The organism is Cryobacterium sp. TS_SC_7 (genome assembly GCF_056156285.1).
In genome coordinates, this window is the sequence record NZ_CM149589.1 from 2,397,478 (window position 1) to 2,416,228 (window position 18,751).

General features: G+C 71.0%; 15 protein-coding genes. 9 read left to right on the forward strand and 6 right to left on the reverse strand.

Features of this window, described 5'->3' with window-relative positions; genetic code table 11:
* Positions 1-108: 108 nt before the first annotated feature.
* The 4 genes from AC0J5J_RS11025 (at position 109) to AC0J5J_RS11040 (ending at position 8,734) form a co-directional block, all read left to right on the forward strand.
* Positions 109-3,696: a proline dehydrogenase family protein gene (locus tag AC0J5J_RS11025; RefSeq protein WP_474898001.1), complete on the forward strand. Its 3,588-nt coding sequence runs from the start codon at positions 109-111 to the stop codon at positions 3,694-3,696.
* Between the two features lie 186 nt (positions 3,697-3,882).
* Positions 3,883-4,905, forward strand: a complete 1,023-nt coding sequence (locus tag AC0J5J_RS11030) for a 3-oxoacyl-ACP synthase III (protein WP_134424013.1) — start codon at positions 3,883-3,885, stop codon at positions 4,903-4,905.
* 89 nt (positions 4,906-4,994) lie between these two features.
* Positions 4,995-7,769: an alpha/beta fold hydrolase gene (locus AC0J5J_RS11035; protein ID WP_474900220.1), complete on the forward strand. Its 2,775-nt coding sequence runs from the start codon at positions 4,995-4,997 to the stop codon at positions 7,767-7,769.
* Positions 7,766-8,734: an NAD-dependent epimerase/dehydratase family protein gene (locus AC0J5J_RS11040; protein ID WP_474898003.1), complete on the forward strand. Its 969-nt coding sequence runs from the start codon at positions 7,766-7,768 to the stop codon at positions 8,732-8,734. The genes AC0J5J_RS11035 and AC0J5J_RS11040 overlap by 4 nt, the downstream gene beginning before the upstream one ends.
* Before the next feature lie 97 nt (positions 8,735-8,831).
* On the opposite strand, the gene AC0J5J_RS11045 is transcribed toward AC0J5J_RS11040, so the two are convergent.
* A complete protein-coding gene (locus AC0J5J_RS11045) occupies positions 8,832-9,194 on the reverse strand; it encodes a GntR family transcriptional regulator (RefSeq protein ID WP_134424015.1) in 363 nt (120 codons plus the stop codon).
* A 126-nt stretch (positions 9,195-9,320) separates the two neighbouring features.
* On the opposite strand from AC0J5J_RS11045, the gene AC0J5J_RS11050 reads away from it, so the two are divergent.
* Positions 9,321-10,094 (forward strand): ABC transporter permease, encoded by a 774-nt coding sequence (locus AC0J5J_RS11050; RefSeq protein WP_474898005.1) that lies wholly within the window; start codon positions 9,321-9,323, stop codon positions 10,092-10,094.
* A 44-nt stretch (positions 10,095-10,138) separates the two neighbouring features.
* Here AC0J5J_RS11050 and AC0J5J_RS11055 read toward each other — a convergent pair whose 3' ends face one another.
* Positions 10,139-10,633, reverse strand: coding sequence for a hypothetical protein (locus AC0J5J_RS11055; protein ID WP_474898007.1), 495 nt, complete (start codon positions 10,631-10,633; stop codon positions 10,139-10,141).
* Between the two features lie 58 nt (positions 10,634-10,691).
* Positions 10,692-11,129: an Lrp/AsnC family transcriptional regulator gene (locus AC0J5J_RS11060; RefSeq protein ID WP_134424017.1), complete on the reverse strand. Its 438-nt coding sequence runs from the start codon at positions 11,127-11,129 to the stop codon at positions 10,692-10,694.
* Between the two features lie 357 nt (positions 11,130-11,486).
* Between AC0J5J_RS11060 and ddaH the strand changes: the two genes are divergently transcribed.
* Positions 11,487-12,365 carry a dimethylargininase gene (ddaH, locus tag AC0J5J_RS11065; RefSeq protein ID WP_474898009.1) on the forward strand — a complete coding sequence of 293 codons (879 nt, stop codon included), beginning with the start codon at positions 11,487-11,489 and terminating at the stop codon, positions 12,363-12,365.
* Positions 12,362-13,609, forward strand: coding sequence for an ornithine--oxo-acid transaminase (gene rocD, locus AC0J5J_RS11070; RefSeq protein ID WP_134424066.1), 1,248 nt, complete (start codon positions 12,362-12,364; stop codon positions 13,607-13,609). The genes ddaH and rocD overlap by 4 nt, the downstream gene beginning before the upstream one ends.
* Positions 13,610-13,699: 90 nt before the next feature.
* Here rocD and AC0J5J_RS11075 read toward each other — a convergent pair whose 3' ends face one another.
* Together AC0J5J_RS11075 and AC0J5J_RS11080 are read right to left on the reverse strand one after the other, a co-directional pair.
* On the reverse strand, positions 13,700-14,959 hold the full coding sequence (locus AC0J5J_RS11075) for an alpha-hydroxy acid oxidase (RefSeq protein WP_474898011.1): 1,260 nt from the start codon (positions 14,957-14,959) through the stop codon (positions 13,700-13,702).
* A gap of 18 nt (positions 14,960-14,977) precedes the next feature.
* Positions 14,978-15,766 carry a FadR/GntR family transcriptional regulator gene (locus AC0J5J_RS11080; RefSeq protein WP_134424020.1) on the reverse strand — a complete coding sequence of 263 codons (789 nt, stop codon included), beginning with the start codon at positions 15,764-15,766 and terminating at the stop codon, positions 14,978-14,980.
* 149 nt (positions 15,767-15,915) lie between these two features.
* Between AC0J5J_RS11080 and AC0J5J_RS11085 the strand changes: the two genes are divergently transcribed.
* The gene (locus AC0J5J_RS11085; protein ID WP_134424021.1) at positions 15,916-16,665 is read left to right on the forward strand and encodes a dienelactone hydrolase family protein; all 750 of its coding nucleotides are present in this window, start codon (positions 15,916-15,918) and stop codon (positions 16,663-16,665) included.
* Positions 16,666-16,693: 28 nt separating this feature from the next.
* Here the strand turns inward: AC0J5J_RS11085 and AC0J5J_RS11090 are convergent, their stop codons facing one another.
* Positions 16,694-17,089 (reverse strand): sortase, encoded by a 396-nt coding sequence (locus AC0J5J_RS11090; RefSeq protein ID WP_134424022.1) that lies wholly within the window; start codon positions 17,087-17,089, stop codon positions 16,694-16,696.
* A 117-nt stretch (positions 17,090-17,206) separates the two neighbouring features.
* Here AC0J5J_RS11090 and AC0J5J_RS11095 point away from each other — a divergent pair, with 117 nt between their 5' ends.
* Positions 17,207-18,673: a peptide MFS transporter gene (locus AC0J5J_RS11095; RefSeq protein ID WP_134424023.1), complete on the forward strand. Its 1,467-nt coding sequence runs from the start codon at positions 17,207-17,209 to the stop codon at positions 18,671-18,673.
* Positions 18,674-18,751: the final 78 nt, after the last annotated feature.

Genomic DNA, 18,751 nt, shown 5'->3' on the forward strand with positions numbered 1-18,751 from the left:
ACTAATGCTAATCAATATCGATTATAAAGATTCGCTTTTGCTAAAGGAACGGAAACCACACACTGAAATCAGCAGCCCGCCGCGAACGAAAGAACTAGCCTCGTGACCATGACCAACTCCACTCCATCCGTGCAGCACGATCTCAGCGCCGATGTGGTTGCCCTCGTGCAGAAGTGGCTCGCCGAGAGCGCCACGATTCCCGCCGACGTGTCGGCCGAACGCCTCGCCGGCGTGCTGAAGGACCCGAACGGGCTGGACTTCACCGTGGGCTTCGTCGACGGCGTGATGCGCCCGGAAGACCTCATGGTCGCCGGGTACAACCTGCAGAAAGTGGCGAAGCAGGCGCCCGGCTTCCTGCCCTCGTACATGCGCGGGGCGATCGGCCTCGGCGGAGTGCTCGGCCCGGTGCTGCCCTGGGTGGTCATCCCGGCGGCACGGAAGGTGCTGCGCCAGATGGTCGGCCACCTCGTCGTGGACGCCACGCCGGACAAGCTCGGCCCGGCGATTGCACACCTGCGTGAATCCGGCAACCGGCTCAACATCAACCTGCTCGGGGAGGCCGTGCTGGGGGAGAGGGAGGCGCTGCGCCGCCTCGAAGGCACCCGCGCGCTGCTCGCGCGCGACGACGTGGATTACGTCTCGATCAAGGTCTCCTCGATCGCCAGCCAGCTGTCGATGTGGTCGTTCGATGAGGCCGTCGACCGGGTCGTCGAACGCCTGACCCCGCTCTACGAGCTGGCGGAATCGTCGGCGACGCCCAAGTTCATCAACCTGGACATGGAGGAGTACCGCGACCTCGACCTCACCATCGCGGTGTTCGAGCGAATCCTCGACCAGCCGCAGCTGCTGCACCTGGAGGCCGGCATCGTGCTGCAGGCCTACCTGCCCGACGCCCTGGGTGCTCTGCAGGGTCTGACCCACTGGGCCCAGGGCCGCCGGGCAGCCGGCGGAGCCCCGATCAAGGTGCGCGTCGTCAAGGGTGCCAACCTGGCCATGGAGCATGTCGACTCCGCCGTGCACGACTGGCCGCTGGCGACCTACTCCACCAAGCAGGACAGCGACACCAACTACAAGCGCGTTCTCGACTGGGCGTTCACGCCCCAGAACACGGATGCCGTCAAGATCGGCGTCGCCGGCCACAACCTCTTCGACGTGGCGTGGGCGCACCTGCTCGCGCAGAAGCGCGGCGTGGACGACCGGGTCGAGTTCGAGATGCTGCTGGGCATGGCCACCAGCCAGGCCGAGGCCGTTCGCAAGGACGTCGGCCGACTCCTGCTCTACACGCCCGTCGTGAACCCCGCCGAGTTCGACGTGGCGATCAGCTACCTGATCCGCCGCCTCGAGGAGAACGCCAGCCAGGACAACTTCATGTCGGCGGTCTTCGAGCTGACCAGCTCACCGGACCTCTTCGACCGGGAGAAGGAGCGGTTCCTGGCCTCCCTCGCGGGCCTCGACACCGTCGTGCCGCAGCCCAACCGGGGCCAGGACCGGTCCCGGGCCGAGCAGCTCGACGCCGCCGACCATGGACTGGAGCGCTCCGCCGATGACGGCGACGACGAATACGGCGATGAGTCCGGAGTCGGGCTCACCGCAGCCGTGCTCGGCCTCACCCGCGGTTCCGTCGGCAGCCTGCCGCAGACCGGTTTCCACAACGAACCCGACACGGACCCCTCGCTGCCCGCGAACCGGGCCTGGGGCCGTCGCATCCTGAGCCGGGTGGGGACCTCCACGCTCGGGCTGGACGCCATCCGTGACGCCCGGGTCAGCGACCCGGCCGAACTGGACCACCTGATCGAGACCGCCGCGGCCGCCGGCGCCGCCTGGGGCCAGCGCACCGGCGCCGAGCGCGCCGCCGTGCTGCACCGGGCCGGGCTCGCGCTCGCCGCGAACCGCGACCGTCTGATCGAGGTGATGGCCGCCGAAACCGGCAAGACCATCGCCGAGGGTGACCCGGAGGTCAGCGAGGCGATCGACTTCGCCCACTACTACGCTGAACGCGCCCGCGACCTGGACGCCGTGCAGGGCGCGATCTTCGTGCCCGCCAGGCTGACCGTGGTCACCCCGCCGTGGAACTTCCCGGTCGCCATCTCGGCCGGCGGCGTGCTTGCCGCGCTCGCCGCCGGATCCGGCGTGATCGTCAAGCCCGCCAAGCTCGCCCAGCGCTCCGGCGCCGTCATGGTCGAGGCGCTCTGGGAGGCCGGCGTGCCACGCGACCTGCTGGTGCTGGTGGACCTCGCGGACCGCGAACTCGGCACCCGCCTGATCTCGCACCCGGCTGTCGACCGGGTCATCCTGACCGGGGCCTACGAGACCGCGCAGCTGTTCCGCAGCTTCCGCGAAGACCTGCCCCTGCTGGCTGAGACGAGCGGCAAGAACGCCATCATCGTCACCCCCTCCGCCGACCTCGACCTCGCCGCCGCCGACGTCATCAAGAGCGCGTTCGGGCACGCCGGGCAGAAGTGCTCCGCCGCGAGCCTGGTCATCCTGGTCGGATCGGTCGCCCGGTCGGAGCGTTTCCTGAGTCAGCTGACGGATGCCGCGACCTCCCTCCGCGTCGGACGGCCCGCCGACCCGGTCACCCAGATGGGTCCGCTGATCGAACCGGCCGAGGGCAAACTGTTGCACGCCCTCACCACGCTCGGCGTCGGCGAGCGGTGGCTGGTCGAGCCCGAACAGCTCGATGAGTCCGGCGCCCTGTGGTCGCCGGGCATCCGCACCGGGGTTCTGCCCGGCTCCTACTTCCACCTGACCGAGTTCTTCGGCCCGGTGCTCGGAGTGATGCACGCGCGCAACCTGGCCGAGGCCATCCGGTTCCAGAACGCGGTCGACTACGGCCTGACCTCGGGGCTGCACTCGCTCGACCCGGCGGAGCTGGCCGAGTGGCTGGAGACCATCGAGGCCGGCAACCTCTACGTGAACCGCGGCATCACGGGCGCGATCGTGCAGCGGCAGCCCTTCGGCGGCTGGAAGCGGTCGGCCGTGGGCCCGGGCACCAAAGCCGGCGGTCCGAACTACCTGTACGGGTTCGGCAGCTGGGTGAGCGATCCCGGCCGCAACAGCTCGACACTGCACCTGCGGGGTCTCGACCAGAGCGTCACCGACCTGATCGAAGCAGCCCAGACCGTGCTCGACTACGCCGACTTCGACGTGCTGCGCCGGTCGGCGCTCAGCGACGCGCTGGCCTGGCGCGACGAGTTCGGCGCCGTGAAGGACGCCTCGGACCTCGGGCTCGAACGCAACCTGTTCCGCTACCGCCCCCTGCCCGTCACCGTGCGCCTCTGCGAGGACGGCACGCTGTCCGACCTGCTGCGGGTGATCGCCGCGGCCACCGTGTCGACGGCGCGGTTCGAGGTGTCCAGCGCGATCCCGGTGCCGCCGATGGTGCGCAACGTACTCGCCGAGCGCGAGATCACGGTCACGGTGGAGAACGACGCCGAATGGCTGGAGCGGGCGGCGGCCGGTGGCATCCGCACCAGTCGGGTGCGACTGATCGGCGGGGACCGTCTGCACGGAGCCCAGGCGGCGGCGTCCAGCCTGGCCCGCGCCCTCGGCGGCAGCCCGGATGTGGCCGTCTACGCGCACCCCGTCACCCAGGCCGGCCGGGTCGAGCTGCTTCCGTTCCTGCGTGAGCAGGCGATCTCGATCACGGCGCACCGCTTCGGCAACCCGAGCACCCTCTCCGAGGGGATCATCTAGCGGCGATCATCCGCCCCGGGTCTCCGCCCGCACGGCGGCGGCGGCCCGGAAGGCTAAAATGAGTCCTTGGCGGTCGCAGTCTGCGGTCGGCCGTGCCCAGCAGGAGTACGGACAACAGTCAGGCTTCAGGTGCAGGATGGCCGGGGCCGTGGTTGCCACTGCTGCAATTCGACAGGGGAACCACAGTTGGACGGTAACGCAACGACGACGCACCGGAACGTCGTTCTGCTCTCGGTGGCGAGCGAGCTCGCCCCGCAGATCACCACGTCGGTGGACATCGACCGTCGCTTGCAACCGGCCCTGAAACGACTCAAACTGCCGAGCGGGCTGCTCCAGCGGGTGGCCGGCGTGCACGAGCGGCGCAACTGGGCTCCCGGCCAGGCCTTCGACGACGCGGCCGTCACGGCCGGCAAGCGCGCCCTGGCCGCGGCCGGCATCGAACCGGGCCAGGTCGGCCTGATGATCAACACCTCGGTGACCCGCAAGCATCTCGAACCCTCCGTGGCCGTGCGCATCCACCACGGTCTCGGACTGCCCTCCTCGGCCACGAACTTCGACATCGCGAACGCCTGCCTCGGCTTCGTCAACGGCATGACCCTGGCTGCCCAGCTGATCGACTCCGGCCAAATCGACTACGCGGTGATCATCGACGGCGAAGACGCCGACGAGATCCAGACCAACACCATCGAACGGCTCGGCCGGCCGGACATCAGCCGCAAGGATTTCATGAGCGAGTTCGCGAGCCTGACGCTCGGCTCCGGGGCGGCCGCGGCCGTGCTCGGGCGGGCCGACCGGCATCCGGAGGGCCACCGCATCCTCGGCGGCGTCACCCGGGCCGCGACCCAGTTCAACGGACTCTGCGTCGGCAGCGTCGACGGCATGTTCACCGACGCGAAGGCACTGCTGAAGGGCGGCATGGAGCTCGTCGTCTCGGCCTGGACCGAGGCCAAGCGCGACTGGAACTGGTCGGGCATGGACCGCTACATCCTGCACCAGGTGTCTGATGTGCACACCAACGCCATCGTGAAGGCGACCGGGCTGGACCGCAGCCGGGTGCCGCTCACCTACCCTTTGTTCGGCAATGTGGGTCCCGCGTCGATCCCGATCACCCTCGCCGGGGAAGCCGGCACCCTCAAGCGCGGCGACCGCGTGCTCCTGATGGGCGTCGGCAGCGGCCTCAACACGGCCATGATGGAACTCGCCTGGTGAACCTCGGCCCTGCCCCCGTGTCCTACCGCCTCCCGCGTGCCGCCGCGACGCCGGCGCCCGCGACCCTGCCGCCTGCCGGGCTGCCGGGGATGGACGCCGCGTTCTCACGGCTGGTGCCGGTCGTGTCGGGGGCGTCCGGGCATCCGGTCACCCGCACCTGGCACCTGCTCGACAACGGCGACCGCCTCGCCGAACTGGGCGTCACCCCCGTGGGCACGGTGCTCTGCGTGCACGGCAACCCGACCTGGTCCTACCTGTGGCGCGAGTTCGTGACGGCGGCGACGGATGCGGCCGCCAACGGCGGCGAGGCCTGGCGCGTGATCGCCGTCGACCAGCTCGAAATGGGCTATTCCGAACGATCGGGTGCCCGGCGCCCGCTTGCCATGCGCGTGCGGGACCTCGGTGAACTGACCGACACGCTGGGACTCTCCGGCCCGGTGGTCACCTTCGGGCACGACTGGGGCGGCTCGATCTCGCTCGGCTGGGCGCTCGACCACCCGGAACTGCTCGCCGGGGTCATGCTGCTGAACACGGCCGTGCACCAGCCGGAGGACGCTCCCGTGCCGGCCCCGCTGCGGCTGGCCCTGCGGAGCAGCGTGCTCGGGCGTGGAACCGTGGCCACGCCGGCGTTCCTGGAGACGACGCTGGCGCTCGCGCACCCGCCGCTGCCGACCGCGGTCAAGCAGGCCTATCGCGCGCCGTACCGCGGCGCGGCCCGGCGCGGCGGCATCGGCGCGTTCGTGGCGGACATCCCGGTGCCGGACGCACATGAGAGCGCGGCCGAACTGGCCCGGATCTCCGGCGGCATCCGTGACCTCGTCGTGCCGGCCCTGATGCTCTGGGGCCCCACCGATCCGATCTTCAGCGACCGCTACCTCGACGACCTTCTGGACCGGCTGCCGCACGCCGACGTGCACCGCTTCGAGGGTGCCGGACACCTCGTGATGGAGGACGTCGACTACGCCGCGGCCGCGCTCACCTGGCTCGGCGACCGTGGGCTGCCCGCAGACTCCTCCGCCGGTGGGGTTCCCGTTCCGGTCGAGAGTGCCCGTTCCGCCGGGCACTCTCGACCGGAACGGGCACACTCGGGCGCGCAGGGCGAGGGTGAGGGCGAGGGCGAGGGCGGCTGGGCGGCCAGCGAGCGGCATCCGCTCTGGCACTACCTCGACGAACTCCAGAACAGCGACGAGACCGCGCTGATCGACATGGCCCCGCCTGGTGGCGGCGCGCCCCGCGTCGTCAGCTGGCGGCTGCTCTCCCGGCGCGTGAGGCAGCTCGCCTGCGGCCTCGACCGCCTCGGTGTGCGCAAGGGCGACCGTGTCTCGCTGCTGATCCCGCCCGGAGCCGATTTGACCGCGGTGCTCTACGCCTGCGTGAGGATCGGCGCGATCGTGGTGGTGGCGGATGCCGGCCTCGGCCTGCGCGGGCTGACCCGCGCCGTGCGCGGCGCCCGCCCCGACCATGTGATCGGCGCCGCCCCCGGGCTGCTCGCCGCCCGGGCCCTCGACTGGCCCGGCCAGAAGATCTCCGTGGCGCGGTTTCCCCGCGCCGCGATGCGCGCCCTCGACATCTCCGCCACCCTCGCCGAGCTGATCGCGCTCGGCGTGGACGAGGAACTGCCGCCGCCGCCGGAACCCGGTGACACGGCCGCCGTGCTGTTCACGTCCGGCTCGACCGGTCCGGCCAAGGGCGTCGTCTACACGCACGGCCAGCTCGCCGCGGTCAGCCACGCGCTGTACGCGCAGTACGGCGTGGGCCGCGGTACCGGCCTGGTGGCCGGCTTCGCCCCGTTCGCCCTGCTCGGGCCGGCGCTCGGCGCCCGTTCGGTGACCCCCGACATGGACGTGACGAAGCCGAAGACGCTGACCGCCGCATCCGTGGCCGCCGCGGTGGCCGCCATCGACGCGACCGTGGTGTTCCTGTCGCCCGCCGCGCTGATGAACGTCGTCACCACCGCCGACAGCCTCACCGCCGCCGACCACGCCAGTCTTGCGGGCGTGGAGTGCTTCCTCTCGGCCGGCGCCCCGGTCTCCGAGCCACTGCTCGCCGCGGCGGCCCGGCTGATGCCGGCGGCCTCCGCACACACGCCCTACGGCATGACCGAGGGGCTGCTGATGGCCGACATCACCCTCCACGGCATCCGCGAGGCGCTGGCCACGCGCCCACTGACTGACCCGACGTCGGCATTGTCGTCGGTTGGGTCGGCTGTCGCGTCGTCGACCCCGACGGATGTCCCGGCCGGCCCCGGCGGGGTCTGCGTCGGCCGCGCGACGGCGACCACGCGCATCCGCACGAGCGCCCTCGACGCCCGGGGCCGTGCCACCGGCGAACTGTCCGAGGTTGCCGGCGTCACCGGCGAGATCGTGGTCTCCGCGCCCCACGTCGAAGACCACTACGACCGCCTGTGGCTGACCGACCGGGCCGCCCGCCGCGGCGCCGTGCCCGGCGAACGCTGGCACCGCACGGGCGACGTCGGACACCTCGACACGGCCGGACGACTCTGGGTGGAGGGCCGCCTGCCGCACGTGATCACGACCGCGGCCGGCGTGCTCACCCCGGTCGGCCCCGAGCAGCGCGTCGAGTCCGTCGCCGCGGTGGCCCGGGCCGCCGTGGTCGGGATCGGCCCGGCCGGCACCCAGCAGGTGGTGGTCGTGGTCGAGACCGTCACGCCGGCCCGCCGGGTCGCGCTGGCCGACCCCGAGCTGGCCGCCGCCGTGCGCGCCGCCGCGGGTCTTCCGCTGGCCGCGGTTCTGGTCGTGCCGCACCTGCCCACGGACATCCGTCACAACTCGAAGATCGACCGCACCCGGCTGGGCCGCTGGGCCGGCGGCATCCTCTCCGGTGCCCGGATGACTCGCCCGTGAGGGTGCTCGTCACCGGGGCCAGCGGCTTCCTCGGCCGGGCCGTCGCGGCCGAGATCGCGGCCGCCGGGCACGAGGTGCGCACGTTCCAGCGCCGCCCGTCGGGCGTGCCCGGCGTCACCGACCTGCTCGGCTCGGTCACCGTGCCGGCCGAGGCCCGGCTCGCCGTCGCCGGCATGGACGCGGTCGTGCACCTGGCCGCCAAGGTGTCCCTCGCGGGCAGTCCGGCCGATTTCGTCGCCGTGAACGTGGGCGGCACCCGCTCCCTGCTGGCCGAGGCCACGGATGCCGGAGTCTCCCGTTTCGTGTTCGTGTCCTCGCCCTCGGTGGCCCACGCCGGGGCATCCATTGTCGGCAGCGACGCCGACCCGGCCGACCCGGCCCGCGCTCGCGGGCCCTACGCCCGCACCAAGGCCGAGGCCGAACTGCTCGCTCTCGCCGCGGACTCGGCGCGCCTGCGCGTGGTCGCCGTGCGCCCGCACCTGGTCTGGGGCCCCGGCGACACCCAGCTCGTGGCCCGGATCGTGGAGCGCGCCCGCGCCGGGCGCCTGCCGCTGCTCGGTCACGGCGCCGCCCTGATCGACACCACCTACATCGACAACGCCGCCTCGGCGATCGCCGCCGCCCTCGAGCAGGCCGACGCCGTGCACGGCCGCTCCTACGTGATCACGAACGGCGAGCCGCGGCCGGTCGCCGAGCTGCTCGCGGGGATGTGCCGGGCCGCGGGCGTGCCGGCTCCGGCCTGGCGGGTGCCGGCCGGCGTCGCCCGCGGTGCGGGGGCGCTGATCGAGGCGGCCTGGGCCGTCCGCCCGGGCGTCGACGAGCCGCCGATGACCCGGTTCCTGGCCGAGCAGCTCTCGACCGCGCACTGGTTCGACCAGCGCCGCACCCGGACCGAGCTCCGCTGGACCCCCGCGGTGAGCCTCGATGAGGGCTTCCGCCGCCTGGCCGCGTCGTACGACCGCTAGCCGACCGCTAGCCGACTCTCGCCGTCTCTGCCGAGAATCGCCTTTCTGCGGGCGAGTCTCGGTGCAAGCAGCGACTCTCGCCAGGGGGAACCGCTTCCTACGAACGGATGCCCAGGGCCGTCCGCACGATCACCAGCGCTTCATCCGTGGCCAGCCCGAGTGAGCGCACCCGCTCGGCGTAGGCGACCGCGGCCAGCTGCGCCTGCCGGTGTGTGGCGTCCCCGGTCGCGGCGATGAAGGAGCCGAGACGTCCGCGGGTCTCGATCACCTCGTCCGTTTCCAGCTCCCGGTAGGCGCGCGCGACCGTGTTCGGCGCCAGGCCGAGGTCCTCGGCGAGCCGGCGCACGGTGGGCAGCTTGTCGCCCGGCGCCAGCGTGCCGGCGCGCACCCCCTCGATCACCTGCACCCGCAGTTGCTCGTAGGGCGGGGTGGGGGAGTGCTGGTCGATGACAAGTTGCATGCCGGACATCCTTTGTGTGCGTTACGTACCAAGCTAGCCGTGATTCACCCGCTCTCGCAGTCGGAAGGGCAGTGCCGAACAGCGGTGCGGGGCCGAACGGATGCGGCGGCTCGCTAGGCTCGATACGTGACCTGGCTCCGCGACCTCCCTGCCCAGCTGGCCGGCCTGGCGCCGACCCTGCTGGGCGTCGTGCTGCTCATCGCGATCGTCACGCTGGTGCTGCGGACGTACCGGGTGCCGCATCCGTTCGCTCCGGCGCTCGCCGTGCTGCGCGGAGCCCTGCAGCTCGCCGCGATCAGCCTGATCCTCAGCGGCATCATCTCCGACCCGTTCTGGGTCGGCGTGGGCCTCGTGGTCATGTTCACCGCGGCGGTCGGCACCGTCACCCGCCGGATCGGCGCTACCCGCCGCCACGCAGCCTGGGTGGCCGTCGCAATGGGACTCGGGGTCCTGGTCACCCTCCTCGTGGTCTTCGGCACCGGAGCGCTCGAGTTCACGCCGCGCTACGTGTTGTCGTTCGGCGGCATCATCATCGGCAACGCCATGTCGATCGCCACGCTCTCCGGCCGACGCTTCACCGAGGGCGTCACCGAGCACTGGGAGGAGGTCGAGGGCTGGCTGGCCCTCGGCGCCACCCCGCGCCAGGCCACCCGGGAGCTCGCCCGCCGAGCGGTGTACTTCGCCCTGATCCCCTCCACCGACCAGACGAAGACCACCGGGCTCGTCACGCTGCCGGGGGCCTTCGTGGGCGCCATCTTCGGCGGGGCGTCGCCGCTCGAGGCCGGGCGGTTCCAGATCGTGGTGCTGGCCGGCATCCTCTGCGCCGGATCGATCGCCGCGGTGACCCTGATCCATCTGCTCGCGCCCGTGACACGCCGCCCGGTCCCCGTCCCCGGCTAGCGCCCCGTGCCCCGCGCTCGGCGGGTTTCGGCGGCCCAGTGCCGCTAGTGCAGCACCAGGAACTTCGCGAGGATCAGCACCGCGGCGAGCAGCACTGTTCCGCCCGCGACGACGAGGAGCGGCCAGCCACGGATGCCGCGGAGCCGCAACCCGCCGACCGCCACCAGAGCCAGCAGCACGGTGGCCGTGATCACGCCGATCAGTGTCGCGGTGCCGGTGTCGAAGCCGAGGGCCAGCAGGGCCAGCACGGTCAGCAGCGGCACGAACGCCGCGGAGATCATCGGGGCGCTGACGCGGAGGTGGTGGCGCACGTGCGTCCAGCCGACCTTCTCGTCGCCGATCGAGTAGGCGAAGACGTGGGTGGCGTAGTAGACGAGGTTGGTGATCATGACGACGAGGATGATGGTCCAGGCGGAGTTGTTCCCGAGCCCGATCAGGGTGCTCGCGGCCACCAGCAGGCCGTACGCGCCCGCGCTGATGCGCTCGGCGCCGGCTGCGCCGATCCTGCTCGGAACCTGACTGCTTCTGCGGGAGACCATCCCCACAGTGTTGCGGAGGTCCGGGCCGAGCGAAAGGGCCGGGCTGCGCGGCCCGCGGTTACTCGGCCGTGCGGTGGATCAGCCGGGAGAGCACGATCGCGCTGCGGGTGTGGTCCACGTTGGGGGCCAGACGCACCTTCTCCAGCGCCGCCTCGAGGCCGGGGATGTCCCGCGCCCGGATATGCACGATGGCGTCCGCACTGCCCGTGACCGTTCCGGCGTCCACGACCTCCGGCACCCCGGAGAGGATGCGGAGCAGTTCCTCCGGCGCCACGGTTCCGCGGCAGAAGAGTTCGACGTAGGCCTCGGTGCTCATTCCGTCGATGGCCGGGTCCACCTGGATGGTGAAACCACGGATGACGCGGTCCGCCACGAGCCGGTCCACGCGGCGTTTCACGGCGGACGCCGACAGCCCCACCACCGAGCCGATATCGCCGTAGCCCGCCCGGGCATTCTGGCGGAGCAGGTCGAGAATGCCACGGTCGAGGTTGTCCATGCCGAGAGTCTAAGGGGCGTCGTTGCGCTGATGCGCGTGTCGACGCAGAAAAACAGCGCCCGATAGCGCGAATCACTGGATAGCTGCGCGGTGGTCGGCCAGGGGCAGGCCGGCGCTGGGCATCCGTCACCGTCTCTCACGGCGGAAAACTGCGCGCACGGCCGAAATCGCGCATGTTTTCGGCGCAAATTAGCGTGCACCTCCGATTCATGCTGTGTGAAACTAAGAATGGCGTCTCTGTCGGAGCTGTTTTCCCGTCTGGCAGAGCTCTCGTGAGTGACCTGGTCCGCCATCCACCCCGCACGCCGAGCACGCCGGTCTCGCCCGACACGGGCGGCCGGCCGCCGAAGGAGTCCCATGTCGACCAATCTCACCGCCCCCAACCCGAATGAGCTCGTCTCGCCGGAACGGCCCGAGCGCAGACCCGTCAAGCGCACCGTGCTGATGTGCAAGCCCGACTACTTCACCGTGGTGTACCGCATCAACCCCTGGATGGACCCGGCCATCCCCACCGACACCGCACTCGCCGTTGCCCAGTGGCAGACCCTCTACGACACCTACGTCGGCCTCGGCTTCGACGTTCACCTGATCGACCCGGTCGAGGGCCTGCCGGACATGGTCTACGCGGCCAACGGCGGCTTCGTGATCGACAACATCGCCTACGGCGCCGCCTTCACCTACGCCGAACGCCAGCCGGAAGGGCCGGCCTATATGGACTGGTTCGGCGCCCACGACTTCGACGTGCGCGTGCCCGTCGAGATCAACGAGGGCGAGGGCGACTTCCTGCTCGTCGGCGATGTGATCCTCGCGGGCACCGGGTTCCGTAGCGCCTCGCACAGTCACGAAGAGGTGGCGGCGATCTACGGTCGCACGGTGATCACGCTCAACCTGATCAACCCGAGCTTCTACCACCTCGACACGGCCATCGCCGTGCTCGACGGTTCGCCCGACACCGGCAACGGCGAGATCGCCTACCTGCCGAGCGCGTTCGACGAGCCCAGCCTGGCCATCCTGCGGGAGCGCTTCCCGGATGCCATCATCGTCACCGAGGAGGACGCGGCCATCCTCGGCCTCAACTCCTACTCCGACGGTTTCAACGTGGTCATCGCCGCGCGGGCCAAGGACTTCGAGCGCCAGCTGCGCTCACGCGGCTTCAACCCGATCGGGGTCGACCTGTCCGAGCTGCTGCTCGGTGGAGGAGGAGTGAAATGCTGCACGCTGGAGCTGCGCCGATGACCGACCAGACGACGACGCCGAGTGCGACGACGCTCGGCCAGGCCGGGTACATCGCACTGGAAGACGAGCACGCCGCCCACAACTACCATCCGCTGCCTGTGGTCGTCGCGTCCGGCGACGGCGCCTGGGTGACGGATGTCGACGGCCGCCGCTACCTGGACTGCCTGGCCGCGTACTCCGCGGTCAACTTCGGGCACTCGAATCCGCTCCTGCTGGACGCCGCCCGCGAGCAGCTGGGCCGCATCACGCTCACCAGCCGTGCGTTCCACAACGACCAGCTCGGCCCGTTCGTGACCGCGCTCGCCGAGCTCGCCGGCAAGGACATGGTCCTGCCGATGAACACGGGCGCCGAGGCGGTCGAGTCCGGCATCAAGGTGGCCCGCGCCTGGGGCTATCGGGTCAAGGGCGTCGCCGCGGGGATGGCCAACATCATCGTGGCCGGGGAGAACTTCCACGGCCGCACCACCACGATCATCAGTTTCTCCGACGACGAGTCGGCCCGGAAGGACTTCGGTCCGTTCACCCCGGGGTTCCGCACGGTTCCCTATGGGGACGCAGCGGCCCTCGAGGCGGCGATCGACGAGAACACGGTGGCCGTGCTGCTCGAGCCGATCCAGGGCGAGGCCGGCATCGTCGTGCCGCCGGCGGACTACCTGCCGGCCGTGCGCGAGATCACGACCCGGCACAATGTGCTCTTCATCGCCGACGAGATCCAGTCCGGCCTCGGCCGCACCGGGGCGACCTTCGCCTGCGACCTGGTGGGCGTCGTTCCCGACCTCTACCTGCTCGGCAAGGCGCTCGGCGGCGGCATCGTGCCGGTCTCCGCGGTCGTGGGCAACCGGGACGTGCTGGGTGTGCTCCGCCCGGGGGAGCACGGCTCGACCTTCGGCGGCAACCCGCTGGCGGCGGCCGTCGGCCTCGCCGTGGTGAAGCTGCTGGCCACCGGCGAGCAGCAGGAGCGCGCGCGCGTGCTCGGCGCCCGCCTGCATGACGGGCTGACCGGGCTGATCGGCCGGGGTGTTCTGGCCGTGCGCGGCGCCGGTCTGTGGGCCGGCATCGACATCGACCCGAAGCTGGCCTCCGGCCGGGCGGTCTGCGAGGCTCTCCTGGTGCGCGGCGTGCTCGCGAAGGACACCCACGGGTCCACCGTCCGCCTGGCTCCGCCGATCGTGGTCTCCGAGGCCGACCTGGACTGGGCGGTGGAGCAGCTCGCTGCCGTGCTCGCGGAGCTCGCCGCGGCGTAGCCGCGCCGCCCAGACGTCCCGTTTGTGCCGAGTTGACCCGCTAGAACGGGTCAGCTCGGCACAAACGGCGACGCTCGGCCGGTCAGGCCGCTACACGCTGACGGATGCCGCCACGGGCTGCGAGATGCGGCCGAGGCGTGCGAGCTGCGTGACGTGCCCGGGCTCGAGCTCCTCGAGGCTCGTCACACCGAGCAGCCGCATCGTGCGGGACACCTGCTCGGAGAGGATCTGGACGGCCCGGTCGACGCCGGCCTCGCCGCCGGCCATCAAGCCGTAGAGGTAGGCGCGGCCGATCAGGGTGAAGCGGGCGCCGAGGGCGACGGATGCGACGATGTCGGCACCGCTCATGATGCCCGTGTCCAGGTGCACCTCGTATTCGCTGCCCACCTCGCGCACGACCTGCGGCAGCAGGTGGAACGGGATCGGGGCGCGGTCCAGCTGTCGGCCGCCGTGGTTGGAGAGGATGATGCCGTCCACGCCGAGGTCGGCGAGCGTCTGCGCATCCGCCAGGCTCTGCACGCCCTTGACGACGATCTTGCCGGGCCACTGAGCTTTGATCCAGGCCAGGTCCTCGAACGTGACGGTGGGGTCGAACATGGTGTCGATCAGGTCGGCGACCGTGCCGCTCGAGCGGTCGAGGGTGGCGAAGGCGAGCGGCTCGGTGGTGAGGAAGTTGATCCACCACTCCGGCCGCGGCAGCGCGTTGATGACCGTTCCGATGGTCAGGGCCGGCGGGATCGAGAAACCGTTGCGCCTGTCGCGCAGGCGCGCACCGGCGACCGGCACGTCCACGGTCACCAGCAGGGTGTCGTAGCCGGCTTTCGCGGCCCGGTCGACCAGCGCCATCGACCGGTCGCGGTCCTTCCACATGTACAGCTGGAACCAGTTGCGCCCGTGCGGGTTCGCGGCCTTGACGTCCTCGATCGACGTGGTGCCCATGGTCGACAAGGAGAAGGGGATACCGGCCCGGGCGGCCACGTGGGCGCCCGCGATCTCGCCCTCGGTCTGCATCATCCGGGTGAAGCCGGTCGGGGCGATGCCGAAGGGCTGCGCCACGGGGGCTCCGAGCACGTCCCAGCCGGTCGAGACGGTCGACACGTCCCGCAGGATCGACGGGTTGAACTCGATGTCCTCGAAGGCCTGGCGGGCGCGGCCCAGCGAGAGCTCGGCTTCGGCGGCACCGTCGGTGTAGTCGAACGCGGCCTTGGGGGTGCGCTTCTTGGCGATGTCCCGCAGGTCGTAGATCGTGTGCGCGCTCTCGAGGCGGCGCTTCTTCGCATTCAACTCGGGGGTCTTGAACCGCATCAGCGGGGCGAGGTCTGCGATCTTCGGGATGCGGCGTTGAACCATTGGGATGTGTCCGTTCTTCTATCGGGCCACCGGATACCCGGAGGCATCCGCGGTGCGGGCGGGACGGTGGTGGGCCTGGTGGGTTTCGGCGTAGTAGCCGGCGATGTGGTCGTGCACGAGGCTCCGAGCCGCCGGAGCGTCGCCGGCCTCGATCGCGGCGACGATCGCGCGGTGTTCGGCCCGGAGCCGGGTCGAGGTGTCGGCCCAGGAGGCGAGGCTCGTCGCACCGGCCCGGGCGTAGCCCTCGATGGCGCTGCGGAGCCCGGCCATCGTGGCGGTGACAACCTGGTTGCCGGAGGCCTCCGCCAGGGCCAGGTGGAATTCGGCGTCGAGGGCCAGGAACTCCGCCTCGGTGAGCGCGGGCGAGTCCATCGCGCCCAGCAGCTGTACCGGTGCCCGGAGATTCGGTCGCAGCGACGCGCTGGCCACCATGGTCGAGTCGGCCCGAGCGGATGCCTCGGCCAGCTCGGTCACGACCGACGCCTCGAGCACGAGCCGGGTCTTGACCACGTCAGCGACGGGGAACCCGCGAGCCGCCACCTGCAGGCGCATCAGCGCCGACATGCCGCCGCCGGGCAGGGCCACGATGATCGCGCCCGCGCCGGGTCCCGACCCGGCGGAGGTACGCAGCAGCCCGAGCACCTCGAGCACCCGGATGGCCTCTCGCACGCTGGAGCGTCCGACGCCCAGCTCCACGGCGAGGGCCCGTTCGGGCGGGAGGCGGTCGCCGGGCCGGAGTCGACCGCTGAGCAGGTCCAGCTCGATGCTCTGCAGCACGGTTTCCCAGGCGCGGGGCGGAGCGCTCACGGTTCCTCCTCGACATTGGGGGGGGGGGGGGGGCGGTGTGGTGGGATGTGGTCTGACCACATGCTAGCGGTGTCGGCGCCTCGCCGGGGATAAAGTTGTGATTCAGCCTGAGAGGCCACCCCTGAGAGGCCACCCCTGAGAGGCCACCCATGACCGGCAGCACCGCTCCGCACCTGATCGACCTGCTCCTGCCGCCTGCGCCGGGCGGCAGCGCCGGGCTCAGGGCGGTACTGGGCCGGCCGGCCGGTCCCGGTCCCTGGCCGGCCGTCGTGCTGGTGCACGAGGCCTTCGGCCTGAACGATGTGATGCGGCGCCAGGTCGAACGGATGGCCGCAGCCGGCTACCTCGCTTTGATGCCCGACCTCTTCACCGAGGGCGGGGCGCGAAAGTGCCTGATGCAGACTTTTCGCGAGCTCCAGACCGGCGCGGGCCGGGCCTTCACCGACATCGAGTCCGCCCGGCAATTCCTGATCAACCGGGACGACTGCACCGGCGCTGCCGGGGTGCTCGGGTTCTGCATGGGTGGGGGGTTCGCCCTGGTCGCCGCCACGCGTGGGTTCGACGCGGCATCCGTCAATTACGGCCGGCTGCCGAAACAGCTCGACGACGCGCTCACCGGAGCGTGCCCGATCGTGGCCAGCTTCGGCGCCACCGACAAGTCCCTCCGGGGCGCCGCCGCCACGCTCGAGGCGTCGGCGACCCGGCTGGGCATCCCGCACGACGTCGTGGAGTACCCCGGTGCCGGGCACGCCTTCCTCAACGATGCCGAAAGCGGCCCGGTGGCCCTGCGATTCCTGCTCAAGCGCGTTCTGGGGGCCGGGCCTGATCCCGTCGCCGCGGCCGACGCCTGGCGGCGGATCGAGGCCTTCTTCGGCGAGCACCTGACGCCCGGGCGCTAGCTCTCGAGCGTCAGGTGCGCCCGGCGGGTCAGACGAAGAGCAGCACGATGCCGAGCACGCCGGATGCGGCGCCGATGCCGAGCAGGATCAGCCCGGTCACGCGCAGGGCCCGGCCCTCCGCCTCGGGGGTGTGGGTGCGGCACCGCGAGGGGGTGCGAAGGTTGAACCAGACCAGCACGTCCTCTCCCGGAGCGAGCCGGTGTGTCTCGTGGGTGGTGGCAGGGCATTCGTGCACGTCGCCGTCACGGTCGAACCAACGGATGACCGTACCCGCCGGCGAGGAGGCGATGACGCCGTCCGTCAGCATCCAGCGGCCCTTCACGCCGCGCACGACCAGGCCGGCTGCGAAGAGGACTCCGCCGACGACGAGTCCGACCAGGGTCAGGACCTCGCTGAGGAGGGAGACCAGCGATAGAGCGTCCATGCCGGCCCTTTCTCCAGAGGTTCTAACGGTACCGGGCAAATCGTACCGTGCGCCGCAGCCCGGTGCCGCAGCGGCGCCGATGCCCCCGATTCTGGGGGCACGCGGTAAGGTCAAGCAATGTCCTCGGTTGTTGAACAAGCCCCTCCACGTGACGACCGAAGCTTCCTCGGCCAGCCCCGTTCCCTCGCCAATGTCTTCGGCGTCGAGATGTGGGAGCGTTTCTCCTTCTACGGGATGCAGGGCATCCTGCTGCTGTATTTGTACTATTCCGCGGCCGACGGCGGCCTCGGCATGCCGCAGGCCACCGCGGCCGGCATCGTGGGGGCGTACGGCGGCGGTGTCTACCTGTCGACCATCCTGGGTGCCTGGATCGCCGACCGTCTGCTGGGTTCGGAGCGGGTGCTGTTCTACAGCGCCATCGTGATTGCCGTGGGGCACGTGGCGCTGGCGGTGCTGCCGGGCGCCGCCGGGGTGGCGACCGGGCTCATCCTGATCGCCCTCGGCAGCGGAGGGCTCAAGGCCAACGCGACCAGCGTCGTCGGGGCGCTCTACGCCAAGGACGACCCGCGGCTCGACGCGGGGTTCTCCCTCTTCTATCTCGGGATCAACCTGGGCGCGTTCTTCGGACCGGTCCTGACCGGGCTGCTGCAGACCACTCTCGGCTTCCACTACGGCTTCGGCCTCGCGGCCGTGGGCATGGCGATCGGCCTGGTGCAGTATTCCTTCGGGCGCAAACGGCTGCCGGCGATCGTGCACGAGGTGCCGAACCCGCTGCCGGCCTCCCGCTACGCCGCGTACCTCTGGGCCCTGATCGCGGCCATCGGCCTGATCGTGGTGCTGGTGCTGCTGGGCGTGATCACGGCATCCGGTCTGGTCACGATCGTGATCACGCTGACCCTGGTTGCCACGGTCTCCTACTTCGTGGTGATCCTGCGCAACCGTCAGATCACTGCCATCGAACGCAAGCGCGTCTACGCGTTCATGCCGCTGTTCGTGGCCAGCGCCGCGTTCTGGTCACTCTCCCAGCAGCAGTTCACGGTGGTCACCATCTACGCCGATGAGCGCCTCAACCGGGACGTGTTCGGGTGGGAGCTGCCCGTGTCGTGGGTGCAGTCGTTCAACCCGGTCTTCATCATCCTGCTCTCCGGCGCCTTCGCGGCGCTCTGGACCCGCTGGGGTTCCCGCCAGCCGTCGACCCCGGTCAAGTTCGCCGCGGGCACCGCTCTGATGGGCGCCGCCTTCCTCCTGTTCCTTCCGTTCGTCGACGGCGGTGCGAACTCGACTCCGCTGGTCGCCATGGTCGTGATCCTCTTCGTGCTCACGGTGGCGGAGTTGATGATCGGGCCGGTCGGCCTGGCCGTCACCACGCGGCTCGCGCCCGAGCCGTTCAAGACCCAGATGGTCGCGCTGTTCTTCCTGTCGATCGCCCTGGGCAGCGCGATGTCCGGTTGGCTCGCCGAGTGGTACACCACGGTGCCCGAGACGGTTTACTTCAGCGTGATCGGCGGGGTCGCCATCGTGCTCGGACTGCTGCTCGCACTGATCGCCCGCCCGATCCTGCGGCTGATGAACGGCGTGCGCTGACCGGCGTGCGCTAACCGGCGTGCGCTAACCGGCATCCGCCGGCCCGACGGCTGTGACCCGGCGCTCTGGCGACCTGCG

What these genes read in the sequence shown, in the direction of transcription:
- AC0J5J_RS11035 (WP_474900220.1), top strand. Translation starts at nt 4,995, where the DNA reads ATGGACGCCGCGTTCTCACGGCTGGTGCCGGTCGTGTCGGGGGCGTCC.
- AC0J5J_RS11075 (WP_474898011.1), bottom strand. Translation starts at nt 14,959, where the DNA reads ATGGTTCAACGCCGCATCCCGAAGATCGCAGACCTCGCCCCGCTGATG.
- ddaH (WP_474898009.1), top strand. Translation starts at nt 11,487, where the DNA reads ATGTCGACCAATCTCACCGCCCCCAACCCGAATGAGCTCGTCTCGCCG.
- AC0J5J_RS11060 (WP_134424017.1), bottom strand. Translation starts at nt 11,129, where the DNA reads ATGGACAACCTCGACCGTGGCATTCTCGACCTGCTCCGCCAGAATGCC.
- AC0J5J_RS11095 (WP_134424023.1), top strand. Translation starts at nt 17,207, where the DNA reads ATGTCCTCGGTTGTTGAACAAGCCCCTCCACGTGACGACCGAAGCTTC.
- AC0J5J_RS11055 (WP_474898007.1), bottom strand. Translation starts at nt 10,633, where the DNA reads ATGGTCTCCCGCAGAAGCAGTCAGGTTCCGAGCAGGATCGGCGCAGCC.
- rocD (WP_134424066.1), top strand. Translation starts at nt 12,362, where the DNA reads ATGACCGACCAGACGACGACGCCGAGTGCGACGACGCTCGGCCAGGCC.
- AC0J5J_RS11085 (WP_134424021.1), top strand. Translation starts at nt 15,916, where the DNA reads ATGACCGGCAGCACCGCTCCGCACCTGATCGACCTGCTCCTGCCGCCT.
- AC0J5J_RS11025 (WP_474898001.1), top strand. Translation starts at nt 109, where the DNA reads ATGACCAACTCCACTCCATCCGTGCAGCACGATCTCAGCGCCGATGTG.
- AC0J5J_RS11045 (WP_134424015.1), bottom strand. Translation starts at nt 9,194, where the DNA reads ATGCAACTTGTCATCGACCAGCACTCCCCCACCCCGCCCTACGAGCAA.
- AC0J5J_RS11090 (WP_134424022.1), bottom strand. Translation starts at nt 17,089, where the DNA reads ATGGACGCTCTATCGCTGGTCTCCCTCCTCAGCGAGGTCCTGACCCTG.